Source organism: Pseudorhodoferax soli (assembly GCF_003337555.1).
Lineage (GTDB): Bacteria > Pseudomonadota > Gammaproteobacteria > Burkholderiales > Burkholderiaceae_C > Pseudorhodoferax > Pseudorhodoferax soli.
This window is the reverse complement of sequence record NZ_QPJK01000012.1, coordinates 116037-127768: the sequence shown is the minus strand read 5'-3', so window position 1 is coordinate 127768 and position 11732 is coordinate 116037. Positions and strand designations below refer to the sequence as shown.

The following is an 11732-nucleotide window of genomic DNA, read 5'->3' as shown; positions in this document are numbered from 1 at the left end:
CACGGCCTTGACCTTGCCATGGTGGAAAGGATGACACTCGGTCCCATCATTTTCAAGGAGCATCCATGCTGACATTCGACGTACAGGACATGAGCTGCGGCCACTGCGTGGCCAGCATCACCAAGGCCGTGCAGGCCACCGACCCGCAGGCCAGGGTGGAGGTCGACCTCGCGCGGCACCGTGTGCAGGTGCAGCCGGCGCAGGCCGATGCGGCGGCCGTGCAGCAGGCCATTGCCGCGGCGGGCTTCACGCCGCAGCCCGTCACCGGCTGAGCAGGTTCACTGAGGCCATTGCTGCGCGGCAGCCATGCCCGCGCCGATGGCCTGCAGGCGGACCTTGCCTGCGATCTCGGGCGCGGCCGCGTGCAGCCTGCGGTGCCAGGTGCCGGCCTCGGCCGCGTTGTTCTCCGCGAGGTAGCTGAGGGCCATCAGCGCCAGCACCGGCGGCAGCGCCGGTTGCCGCACGACCACGGCTTGCGCATGCTCGCGCGCCTTGGCCGGCAGGCGCGCCTGCAGGTAGCTCTGGGCCAGGTAGAAGCGCCCGTCCATGGCCTCGGGAGCCAGCACCACGGCCTTCTCGAGTGCCTCGATCGCGCGGCCGAGGTTGCGCGCACGCATTTGCGCGTGGCCCAGGTTGATCCAGCCGTTGGACAGCGTCGGGTCCAGGCGCACGGCCGTCTCCAGCGCGGCGATGGCCTCGGTCAGCCGGTCGAGCCGCATCAGCGCGTAGCCCTTGGAACTCCAGACCACCGAGGCGCTGGGGTTGTCGGCCAGCGCGCGTTCCAGGTAGGCCAGGGCGCCGGCCACGTCGTTCTGCGCGCCCAGCGTGCGGCCCATCACCAGGTTGAAGCGCAGGCGACCCGGCTGGCCGGCATCGGCCTGCTTCAGCTTGGCCAGTGCATCCTGCGCCTGGCCGATGTTGACCAGCGATTCGGCCCAGTTCACGAGGTCGTCGTCGTTCGGCGCCTGCAGTGCCGCCAGCCGGGCGTAGGCCGCGGCAGCGTCGGCGAAGCGGCGCATGTCCAGCAGCAGCACGGCCAGCAGGCGCTGCGCCACCGGTTCGTCCGGCTTCAGGCGCAGGGCGGCCTGGGCGTCGGCCATGGCGGGTTCGAACCGGCGTTGCACGCGCAAGACCTCGCCGCGGTTGGCCAGCACGAGCGCGTCGTTCCCCTCCCTGGCCAGCGAGCGCGTGAACGCCTGCTCGGCCTCGGCCCAGCGCAGCGTGCCCTGCATGACGCCGCCGATGCCGTTCCACAAGCCGGCATGCTCGCCGTCCAGGGCCAGGCCCTTGCGGAAGGCTTCCTCGGCCTGCACGTAGCGCTGCTGGCGCAACGCGATCCAGCCGAGTGCCTCCAGGGCCTCGGTCTGTCGGGCGATGTCCAGCGTGGCCGAAGGTGCAGCGCCGGCCACCGGCGGCGCGCCGCCCAGGCGCACGGCCGCGGCAAAGGCCTGCTGGGCCGCGTCGGCCTGGCCCAGCGCTGCTTCCTGGCGGCCGAGCTCGGTCCACAGGCGTGGGCTGAATGGCCGCTTGCGCACGGCCGTGCGCATCTCCTCGCGCGCCGCCTCGGGCTGGCCTTGGCTCTTGCGCAGGAACGAGCGAACGATGTGCGGATCGGCCTCGCCCGGCTGGCGCAGCGCCGCTTGCTGCAAGGCCCGTTCGCCCTCGGCGCTGCGGCCGGTGGCGATCAGCGCCTGCGCCAGTTCCGACCAGGCACTGGCGAGGTCTCCGTCCAGCGCCAGGGCGCGCCGCGCCAGGGCCTCGGCCTGTGCGTGGTCCTGCTGCTGGCCGGCCGCCCGCGCCAGGTAGACCAGCGCCGGCGCCGACCGGGGCTGCGCCTGCAGCCAGGCCTGTGCATGGGCTTGCAGGCCGGCCCAGTCCTGGCGGTCGTAGAGCCCGACCGCCACCGCGGCCCAGCGTGGCTCGGCCGGCGGTAAGGCCTGGGCCGGCGCACGCGGTTCGGCCTGCGCCAGCAGGGCCGCCACGGCTTCGGCCGGCAGCACGAGGTTCAGGCTCTGGCCGGTGCCCAGGATGGCCGTGGTCAGGCCCAGCAGCCGCGCCTGGCGGTCGAACAGCCCGCCGCCGCTGGAGCCCGGCGACACCGGTGCGGTGGCCGCCAGGCGCGCGTGGGGTTGGCCCGCCTGCCGGCTGGACAGCAGGCCGCTGCTGACGGCCAGCCCGAAGCCCAGCGGGTTGCCGACCGCGTAGACCGGCTCACCGACCGCCAGCTCCTGGCTGGGCCGCAGCACCACCGGCGGCGCCGACAGCCCCGGCGCGGCCAGCAGGCACAGGTCCAGGCCGGCGAGCTGGTGCGTCCACTGCGCAGCCTGCTTGCCGGCGGTGCCGGTCAGCTCCAGTGTGGCCGCGCTGCGCACCACGTGGCAGTTGGTCGCGACCAGGCCGGGCGCGACGACCACGCCGCTGCCCTGGCCGTCGGCCTGCCCATGCGCGTCGAGCGCCTGCACCGTCACCACCGAGGGACTGACGCGGGCGAACACCTGCTGCGCATCGCGGGCGGCGCCGCCATCGTCCTGTGCCTGTGCCTGCGCCAGCGGCACCGCGAGCAAGGCCAGCGCCAGCGCGCGGCCAGGCGCCCAGGGCATCTGCGGGCGCGGCATCAGCGGTTCTCCCCGTAGGGCAGCACCAGGGTGCGGTAGACCAGCTCGGCGCGTGCTGGCTCGAGTTCGCGCAGGCGGCGCAGGGCCTCGGCGGCCAGCCTGTGCTGGCCCAGGTTCTGCTGCACGTGCACCAGCGACGCCCACAGCGCGGCATCGCTGGCGTCGATCTGCAGCGCGCGTTCGAGGGCAGGCAGGGCCTCGGCATCGCGGTCCAGCGTGACCAGCGTGCGGGCCAGCAGGCCCCAGTGCGCGGCGCTGGTGGCCTGCTCGGCGACGAGCTGCTGCGCGATGGCCAGCGCCTGCGGGGCCAGGCCGCCGGCGCGCAGTGTGTCGCCCAGCAGCACGCGCCAGCGCGTGCTGGCCGGCTCGCTGCGCACGGCCTCGCGCAGCGCGGAGATGGCCTCGGGGTAGCGCTCCAGCGCCGTGAGGGCGGCGCCCAGCTCGGCCTGGATCCAGGCGCTGTCCTGCTGCGCGTCGCGGGCCAGGCTCGTGCGCAGCGCCTGCACGGCGGCCTCGGGGCGGCCCATGCGCGAGGCCACGAGGCCGCGCAGGTACCAGCTGCTGGCGCTGTCGACATGGGCTGGCGGCAGGTTCTGCAGCTCGGCGTGGGCCCGTGCAACGTCCTGCGCCCGCAGCAGCGCACCGATCAGCTGCTGGCGCGGCCAGGCCTCCTCCGGGTACAGGCCCGACAGGCGGGCGAAGATCGCCACGGCCGTGCCGTGGTCGTTGCGTGCCTGCGCCAGCGCCGCCAGGCCGTTGTAGGCCGCCACCAGCCACGGGTTGGCCGCGAGCGCGCGGCGGTAGGACGACTCCGCAGCATCGAGCGCGCCATCGGCGTGCAGCGCGCGCGCCAGCAGCCAGTGGGCGCGCGCCTCTCCCGCATGTTCCGCCACGAGCTGGCGTGCCAGCGCGGTGGCCTCGGCGAGTTGCTGCTGTTGCAGCAGCGCCTGGACCAGGTCCAGCCCGGCCTCGGCGTCATGCGGCTGCACACGCCGCAGCGCACGCCAGGCGTTCAATTCTTCGGCGGGCTGCTGCTGTGCGCGCGCGGCCTCGGCCGCGAAGCGCAAGGCGTCGGCCTGCCCGGGCTGCACCGCGAGCCACTGCGCCGCGTGCGTCGCCAGGGCGGGCCATTGCGCCGCGCCTGCCAGCGCATGGCCTGCGTCCAGCCGCGCCAACTGGGCGGCATCGGCCGCCGCGCGCGCTGCGAGTTCGGCGAGCCAGGCGGCGGGCGCGCCGAAATTGACGTTCTGGCCATCGCGCCGGCGGTAGTCCAGGATGGCGATGAGCCGCCCCTGCTCGTCCAGCAGCGCGCCGCCTTCCGAACCCGGCGAGATCGGCGCGGTGAACTGGATCAGGGGGCCGCCGGTGTCCTGGCGTACGCCGGCGACCACGCCTTCGGAAATGCCCACGCCCAGGCCCAGCGCATTGGAGATGGCGAAGACGCGCTGGCCGGCCTCCGGCAGGTCCGGCTGCAGCGGCAGTGGCGGCCCCGCGTGCGGTGCCAGCAGTTCGCACAGGTTGCGTTCACGGTCGCGTGCGCCCAGTTGTGCCGGCACCGCATCCGTGCCGGCGCGCAACTGCAGCGCGGCGCCGCTGTGCAGGTTCTCGCAGGCCGTGACGAAGCGGCCTTCGCCGATGCGGGTGGCGCTGCGTTCGACGATGCGCTGGCCGTCGGCGTCGAGGATGTCCAGCGCGACGACGGAGGCGGCTGAGCGTGCGTGGACCTGTTGTGCGGTGAGGGCGCAGGCCTGCTGCGCCAGGCCCAGCAGCAGCAGGCCTGCGAGGCCATGCCATGCGGCGTGTTGGTGATCTTGGTGTCGCATGCATGCATGCTATGGAAGCGGCACGCCCGCCAGGCCGTGTTTTTCGTGCATCTTGTGGATGCGCGCGCCTGCGTGGCGCGGTGCCGTGTGCCGGTCAGGGCCGGGCGGCGGCCACCGCGCTGGCACCAGCCTCGCGCTGCGCGCGATGAGGTCCTGCGCAGCCGGCCCCGCTCTCAGGCCTTGAAGCGCCTGCGCGTGAGCGCCAATGCCACCCAGAACGCCACCACCGCATAGACCACGACCACCAGGCCATGGCGCAGCGCATGTGCAGGCCAGCGGTCCATGAACAGCGGCCGCACGAGTTCCACGGCGTTGGTCAGCGGCAGCCAGTCGGAGACGATGCGCACCGCCTCGGGCAGCTGCTCGCGCGGGAAGAACACGCCCGACAGGAACATCATGGGCGTGAGCACCAGCGTGAAGTAGTAGGTGAAGAAGTCGTAGCCCTTGGCCAGCGCGTTGAAGATCAGCGCGATGGCGCTGAACATGATGCCGGCGACGAGCAGCACGGGCAGGGCCACGAGCAGCTTGGGGCTGTGGCTGATGCCCAGCGCCAGCATCACGCACAGGATCGCCGTGACGGTGAAGATCGACTTGAAGGCGGCCCAGAGCAGCTCGGCCAGCACCAGGTTGTCCAGGTTCACGGGCGCGTTCATGATGCCCTCCCAGGTCTTTTGCACATGCATGCGCGAGAACGCCGAGTACAGCGCCTCGAACGAGGCCGCGTTCATCGCGCTCATGCAGATCGAGCCGGACGCCAGGAACAGGATGTAGGGCACCTTCTCGCCGCCGATGTCGATCTGCCCGACCAGCGCGCCCATGCCGTAGCCGAAGGCCACCAGCCACATCAGCGGCTCGGCGATGTTGCCCACCAGGCTCGGGATGGCCAGCTTGCGCCAGACCAGCAGGTTGCGCAGGAACACGGGCCACCAGCGGCCGGAGATCTGTGGCCTGCGCCAGATGCTTTGGGTGCTCATGCGTCGCCTCCGTACAGTTGTTCTTGTGTGATGGTCATGTGGTCAGCGACCTTGACGCGTTCGCTGGGTCGATCCCCGCAAGCGGGGCCCCTCGCCTGCGCGCTCACGCGTCGTCGCGGATCTGCCGCCCCGTGAGTTTGAGGAACAGGTCCTCCAGATTGGCCGGCCGGTGCAAGGTGCGCAACTGGCCATGGCCGCCCAGCGCATCGAGCAGCGGCCTGGCCTCGCGCGTGTAGAAGAACACGGTCTCGCCGCTCACCTCCACGCGGCGCGCCAGCGCGCGCAGCGGCGCATGCTCCTCGGCCTTTGCCAGCGCCAGTGCACCGTTGCCGTAGACCTCCACCACGTCGGGTTCCAGGTGCTCGGCGATCAGCGCGCGCGGCGCGCCTTCGGCGATCTTCTTGCCGTGGTCCAGCACCAGCAGGCGCGAGCACAGGCGTTCGGCTTCGTCCATGAAGTGCGTGGTCAGCAGGATGGACTTGCCCTGCTGCAGCAGCATCTGCAGGCGTTCCCACATCAGGTGGCGCGCCTGTGGGTCGAGGCCGGTGGTGGGTTCGTCCAGCAGCAAGAGACGCGGGTCGTTGACGAGCGCACGCGCCAGGCTGAGCCGGCGCCGCATGCCGCCCGACAGCTCGACGGGCTTGGCGTGCGCCTTGCTGGTCAGCGCGGCGAACTCCAGCAGTTGGGGCACGCGCGCGGCGATGTGCTCACGGCGCATGCCGAAGTAGCGGCCATAGACGATCAGGTTCTCGCTGCAGTCGAAGTCCGGGTCCAGCGTGTCGAACTGCGCGACCACGCCGAGCTCGGCCTTGATGGCCAGCGCATCGGCCGGCATGGCCAGCGGCCGGCCGGCGCCGTGGTAGCGGATGCTGCCGGCATCGGGCGCGGTCTGGCCCAGGCACATGCGGATGGTGGTGGTCTTGCCGGCGCCGTTGGGGCCGATCACGCCCAGGCATTCGCCTGGCGCGATGGCGAACGACAGGTCGTCGACCACGGTGTTGTCTCCATAGCGCTTGGTCAGCGCCTGGGCCTCGAACAGGGGGGAGGTCATCCGGCCATTGTCGGCGAGCGGCCATGCGCCGCACCACCGGAGGGCGCACGCCGGGGCGGGCCCGGCGCGCGCCTGCCTGGCTACTGCCGTTCCACCGCGATGTTGGAGACGATGGCCCGGCCCTGCACGCCGGCGAAGTTCAGCGTCAGCTTTCCGTCGGCCACCGTGGTGGTGAAGCTGCGCGCCGTCGCGCTGCGGATGGCGCCCGTGGCCTGGTAGATGTCCATGTTGGCAATCGCCACGCCACCCTCGGCGTTGACGTTGAACACCCGCGCGCCCGCAGCGGTGACGGTGGGCTCCAGGAAGCCGAGGGTCACCTTGTAGGTTCCGTTCGCCACCGGGATCTCGTAGCTGAAGTCGGTTCCTTCGCGCCACATGTCCCAGACGCGGCCCTTCTCGGGAATGGTCGTGGTGCCCAGGCCGGCGATCGCGATGGCGGCCGAGAGGCCCACGTTGCTGCGGCCCGACAGCGGCGGCAGGTCGCCGTTCAGGAAGTAGTTGTCCGAGCCGTAGACGTTGCTGCCCAGCAGCGGGTCGTTCGACACCAGGCCGCTGGTCAGCTGGCCGGCCGCGATGTAGACGTTGGTCGCGTTCTTCTCCGGCAGGTTCCAGTTGACGAAGTCCGTCACCGTCTCGCTGCCGTGCGTGCCGACCGCCGTGATGGTGTTGACGCCGGCACCGAGCGCGACCTCGCCGAAGTTGCAGACCTTCACGGGCACTCCGCGGCCGCCTTGCGCGCGACCTCGACGCCGTTGACACGCAGCGCGACCGAGGCGGCGTTGCTGTAGACCTTGACCTGGGCGGTCTTGTAGACGCGATCGGTGTGGCGGCGCTCGGCGATGTAGGTGACCGGCGCCTGCGACCAGTTGGCCTTGTAGAAGAAAAAGACGTCCTTCTTCACGTCACGGCCGAAGGTCACGATGCCCTTGGTGTTGGTCTGGCCGATGTCGCCTTCGTGCCGGTTGCCCGAGCCGAAGTCGAACATGTTCCAGATCCAGGTGCCCATCAGATAGGGGCGCTGCACCATCTGCGCGTACGCCTTCTCGTGCACGTAGTTGGCATAGCCCTCGGGCTGGTAGCAGATGCGTGTGGCGCCGCTGGTGTCGCTGGAGCACACGCGTCCGCCGCGCACGTTGTCGGTGTGGTGGCTGAGGCCGCTGCCGGCGCCGTATTCGGTCACCCCGATCGGCTGCGCGGGGCTGGCGGCGTGGATCTGGTCGAGGTTGTCGCCGAGCTGCGTTTCCGACTGGCCGTAGTACCACTGGAAGTAGCGGTTGACGCTGAAGCTGTCGGTCACTCCCGTGAGCGTGATGGCGTCCGGGCGGACCACATCGCCGCTGCGGTTGATCTGGTTGGCCAGCGTGGTGATGCGGCCCGGGTCTTCGGCCTTGGCCGTGTCGTGCAGGCTCTTGAACATGGCCCGCACGTTGTTCTGCGCGTCGTCGCCGCCCTGCACCTCGTTGCCGACCGACCAGATGCCCACGGACGCGTTGTTGTACTTCTGCCGGATGAGTTCACGCAGTTGCTCGCGCGCGTTCTCGGCGAAGCCGGTGGTCTCCGGGTCCACCGTGCGGCCGCCGACGGCGGAGGAATTCACGTACGGCAGTTCGGCCATCACCACCAAGCCGAGCTTGTCGGCCTGGGCCACCGCGTAGTCCGAATGCGGGTAGTGGGCCATGCGCAGCGTGTTGGCGCCCACCTCCTTGATGAGCTCGAACGAGCGGTCGATGTCCTCGTGCGACGTTGCCCAGGCCTTGCCCAGCATGTCCTGGTGCATGTTCACGCCGTGCAACGGCACGCTGCGGCCGTTCAGGAAGAAGCCGCTGTTCGGGTCGAAGCGCATCTCGCGCACGCCGAAGTCGCGCACCACCTTGTCGATGGAGGTGCCGGCCCCGTCCCTCAGCTCGATGACCAGCTTGTGCAGGTAGGGGTCCGCCAGGCCTTGCCACAGGCGCACATCGGCGAGGTCGAGATCCTGGCTCACCGTGATGTTCTCGCCAGGCCGCAGCGCCACGGCGCTGGAGACCGACCGCTTGACCGTCTTGCCTTCCGCATCGAGCAGCGAGGCCGTCACCGTGTAGCTGCCCGCCGCCGCGAGGGCGTTCTCCAGCTTTGTCGCCACGTTCACCACGGCGCTGGTGCCGGAGACGGACGCGGTCCGCGCGTAGATCCCTGGCCCGCCGAGGTCGCCCAGCGCAATGTGGGCCTTGTTCGGCGTGGAGACCAGCGAGACGCCACGGTACAGGCCGCCGGACATGTTGAAGTCGCCGCTCAGCGGGGCGATGGCATTGGCTTCGCCGTCGCGCGTGGCGCGCCGGTTGTCGGTCTTGACGACGAGCACGTTGCGTCCGGGCTTCAGCAGTTTGGTGACATCGAAGCGGAAGGCCGTGAACGCGCCGCGGTGCTGGCCCAGCTTGACGCCGTTGAGCCAGACGTCGGCAGTGATGCTGGCCGCATCGAACTGCAGCCACCGGGTGCCGCTGGTCTGCGGACCGGCATCGAAGTCCAACTGGTACCAGCCCACGCTGCGCAGGTACTCCGGTGTGGACGGCGTGGATTGGGCCGTGGTGGCCGCATCGCCGGCGTTCCACGTGTGCGGCAGGTTGACGGACGACCAGTTGGACGTGTTGGCGCCCAGGGCCTGGTCGTCGGTCAGGCTGTCGTCGAGCACGAAGCGCCAGTTCCTGGTCAGGTCGGTCACGGTGCGGACCTGGTCAACGGTGGCGATTGGTGCGGTCGGTGCGGCCGGGTCGTCTCCGCCGCCGCCGCAGCCGACGGCGAGTGCGGCGGTGAGCGATGCAACGAGGATGGCTTTGGCGATGGGGTGCAGCGCGTGCTGGTGCATGGGGAGTCTCCTCTCGTTGTCTTGGAAGCTGGGAAAAGTGGGCGGGGCTGCGGCATGCGCAGGCCTCGCGCGGGGCGCGCCCGCGCACTGCCGCCGGCACGCCCCAGGTAACGCGCGGTGTGTCAGTACGTCAGACCGAACCCGTACGGGAACAGCGTGTCCGCCGCCGGGTAGCCCGGCACGTCGGGCTGGTTGTTCACGATGGCCTGGGAGTTGTTCGCCAGCGCGAGCGGCAGCTTCCCCTGCGGCTTGACGGCGGCCCCCGTGGCCAGCACCTTGCCGCCCAGCACGTCCAGCAGCGCGGTGTTGCTGATGCCGAAGCCGGCCACGATGGCGCCGGCGTTCTTCAGGCCGCTGGCGTCGTCCAGCACGTAGGGCTGGCGGAAGTAGATGGCCAGCACCGTTTTCTTCGCGCCCACCTCGTTCATGACCGCCTGGATCTGGTCCAGCGGTGGCGAGATCTGCCACGACTCGGCGGCCGCCATTTCCGTGAACGACATCTTGCCGTTCTCCCATGGGAACGAGCCGCCAAAGGTCAGGCCGTTGTCCAGGCAGGCCTTGGCGGCGTCCTCGGCCGAGTAGGCAGCCTTGTTCACGCAGCGGTCATCGAAGCCCCAGCTGCGGCCCGTGGCGGGATTGATGCGGCCGCCGGTGGCCGGGTTGTCGCTCCGGTAGGTGCTGGTGGCGCGCGTGTTGGTGCCGGGCACCAGCTTGTTGTTGTTCACCTCGACGCGGATCACCGCGTAATCGTGGCCGGCGGCACTCGGGCGCACGCCGCCCACCAGGGCCTCGCCATCGGTCACGGCGTAGCCGTACTTGTCGGTGTCGGTCTTGGCCAAGCCCATGGTGTAGACCTTGGCACCCGCCTTCAGCGGCAGCGTCTTGCCGCCATCGGCCTGGGCCTGGTTCTGCAGCAGCACGACCGATTTGCGCTGGATGTCCATGCCGGTGGCGCGGTGCCCGTCCTTGCCGATGATGGCGTTGGCCAGCGCCGGATCGACATACGGGTTCTCGAACAGGCCGAGCTGGAACTGCTCTTTCAGCAGGCGCCTGGCGGCCTCCGTCACGCGCGCCTCGCTCACGAGGCCGGCGGCCACCAGGTCGGTGATGGTCTTGTTCTCGCTGAAGCCCGAGAGCGTCTCGGTGCCGCCGTTGATGGCCGCGGCCACGCGCTCTGGCACCGTCTTCATCTCCAGGCCCCAGGCGCGGTCGTTGATGATGCCGGTGTCCGAGTTCACATAGCCCTTGAAGCCCAGCTTGCCGCGCAGCAGGTCGGTGACGATCTGCTTGGAGAACGCCATGCCGGTCTGCTCGTAGGTCACGCCCTCGTAGGTCACGTTGATCGGCACGCCGTAGTAGGGCATGACCGCGGAAACGCCGGCCTCCATGGCGGCCAGGAAGGGCTTCAGGTGGTAGCCGAAGTTGCCGCCGGGGTAGACCTGGTTCTTGCCGTGCGCGTAGTGCGGATCCAGGCCCATCTCCTGCGGGCCACCGCCCGGGAAATGCTTGAGCGTGAGCGCGACGGCCGAGCTGGGCGAGACCGAGGTGCCGTCCTTGATCTTCGTGCCCTGCAGCGTCTGCACCAGCGTGCGCATGATGTCGGCGTTCAGGTCGGCGTTCTCGGTGAAGGTCTCGTGCACGCGGTACCAGCGCGGTTCGGTCGACAGGTCGGCCATGTAGCCGTACATGCCGCGCAGGCCGATGGACTTCCATTCGTCGCCCATGACGGTGGCGAAGTCCTTGACCAGCGACATGTCGCCCGCGCCGAGCGACGCGGCAGCGAGGCCGGCTTCCTTGGGAAATTCCGTGAACGCACCCGAGGCCTCGTTGATGCCGACGCGCGGGTCCTTCTCGTAGTGGTTGCGGGCGTTGGACTTGAACACCGCCGGGATGCCCAGGCGCGTGCCTTCGCTCATCTCCTGCACCGCATTGAGCGAGGTGGCCGCCTGCTCGGGTGTGACCTGCGAGCCGGTGGCCGGAATCGTCACGACGCTGCGGAAGACGAAGCGGCTCATCTTCTGCGTCTGCACCATGTCGGCCGCAGCGGCCGGCAGTGCGCCGCCGGCGCCTGCGTTCAAGGTGTTGATCAACATGAGGCCGGCCTTTTCCTGCAGCGTCATCTGCGCGACCAGGTCGTCGATGCGGCGCTCGACCGGCAGACGCCAGTCCTCGTAGGGATCCAGCTTGCCATTGGCGTTGGAGTCCTTGAACTGCTTGCCGTCGGCGGTGATCACCGCCTTGGCGCGCGCGCCGATGACCGGCTGCGCGATCTCTTCGTCGCCGTCGCCGCCGCCGCAGCCGGCCAGCACGATCAGCCCGGCCGTGCCGCACAAGGCCAGTTTGGTGGCCAGCGGGATGGCGCGCAGGCGTTGGATGGCATGTTTCATCAGGGTCTCCTTTGTTGAAAAGTCAGGTGGCGGCGCG

8 protein-coding genes are annotated in these 11732 nt (G+C 70.3%); 1 reads left to right on the top strand and 7 read right to left on the bottom strand.

Annotation, left to right across the window (positions count from 1 at the left end):
* The first annotated feature begins 65 nt into the window (after positions 1 to 65).
* Positions 66 to 272: a heavy-metal-associated domain-containing protein gene (locus DES41_RS32460; protein WP_114471766.1), complete on the top strand. Its 207-nt coding sequence runs from the start codon at positions 66 to 68 to the stop codon at positions 270 to 272.
* Between the two features lie 6 nt (positions 273 to 278).
* Here DES41_RS32460 and DES41_RS32455 read toward each other — a convergent pair whose 3' ends face one another.
* The 7 genes from DES41_RS32455 to DES41_RS32425 all read right to left on the bottom strand — a co-directional run bounded on the left by DES41_RS32455 (position 279) and on the right by DES41_RS32425 (position 11695).
* Positions 279 to 2615, bottom strand: a complete 2337-nt coding sequence (locus DES41_RS32455) for a serine protease (protein ID WP_114471765.1) — start codon at positions 2613 to 2615, stop codon at positions 279 to 281.
* Complete coding sequence (locus tag DES41_RS32450) at positions 2615 to 4438, bottom strand: serine protease (protein WP_114471764.1); 1824 nt, start codon at positions 4436 to 4438, stop codon at positions 2615 to 2617. The genes DES41_RS32455 and DES41_RS32450 overlap by 1 nt, the downstream gene beginning before the upstream one ends.
* 173 nt (positions 4439 to 4611) lie before the next feature.
* Positions 4612 to 5412: an ABC transporter permease gene (locus DES41_RS32445; RefSeq protein WP_114471763.1), complete on the bottom strand. Its 801-nt coding sequence runs from the start codon at positions 5410 to 5412 to the stop codon at positions 4612 to 4614.
* 103 nt (positions 5413 to 5515) lie between these two features.
* Positions 5516 to 6463, bottom strand: a complete 948-nt coding sequence (locus DES41_RS32440; protein WP_114471762.1) for an ATP-binding cassette domain-containing protein — start codon at positions 6461 to 6463, stop codon at positions 5516 to 5518.
* A gap of 80 nt (positions 6464 to 6543) precedes the next feature.
* A complete protein-coding gene (locus DES41_RS32435) occupies positions 6544 to 7176 on the bottom strand; it encodes a malectin domain-containing carbohydrate-binding protein (RefSeq protein ID WP_147283020.1) in 633 nt (210 codons plus the stop codon).
* Positions 7173 to 9308: a glycoside hydrolase family 2 protein gene (locus tag DES41_RS32430; protein ID WP_114471760.1), complete on the bottom strand. Its 2136-nt coding sequence runs from the start codon at positions 9306 to 9308 to the stop codon at positions 7173 to 7175. The genes DES41_RS32435 and DES41_RS32430 overlap by 4 nt, the downstream gene beginning before the upstream one ends.
* A 122-nt stretch (positions 9309 to 9430) precedes the next feature.
* Positions 9431 to 11695 carry a glycoside hydrolase family 3 protein gene (locus tag DES41_RS32425; RefSeq protein WP_114471759.1) on the bottom strand — a complete coding sequence of 755 codons (2265 nt, stop codon included), beginning with the start codon at positions 11693 to 11695 and terminating at the stop codon, positions 9431 to 9433.
* Positions 11696 to 11732 lie beyond the last annotated feature (37 nt).

Bases quoted from the DNA above. Each gene is read 5' to 3' on its own strand.
- DES41_RS32460 (WP_114471766.1), top strand. From the start codon at position 66: ATGCTGACATTCGACGTACAGGACATGAGCTGCGGCCACTGCGTGGCC.
- DES41_RS32455 (WP_114471765.1), bottom strand. From the start codon at position 2,615: ATGCCGCGCCCGCAGATGCCCTGGGCGCCTGGCCGCGCGCTGGCGCTG.
- DES41_RS32450 (WP_114471764.1), bottom strand. From the start codon at position 4,438: ATGCGACACCAAGATCACCAACACGCCGCATGGCATGGCCTCGCAGGC.
- DES41_RS32445 (WP_114471763.1), bottom strand. From the start codon at position 5,412: ATGAGCACCCAAAGCATCTGGCGCAGGCCACAGATCTCCGGCCGCTGG.
- DES41_RS32440 (WP_114471762.1), bottom strand. From the start codon at position 6,463: ATGACCTCCCCCCTGTTCGAGGCCCAGGCGCTGACCAAGCGCTATGGA.
- DES41_RS32430 (WP_114471760.1), bottom strand. From the start codon at position 9,308: ATGCACCAGCACGCGCTGCACCCCATCGCCAAAGCCATCCTCGTTGCA.
- DES41_RS32425 (WP_114471759.1), bottom strand. From the start codon at position 11,695: ATGAAACATGCCATCCAACGCCTGCGCGCCATCCCGCTGGCCACCAAA.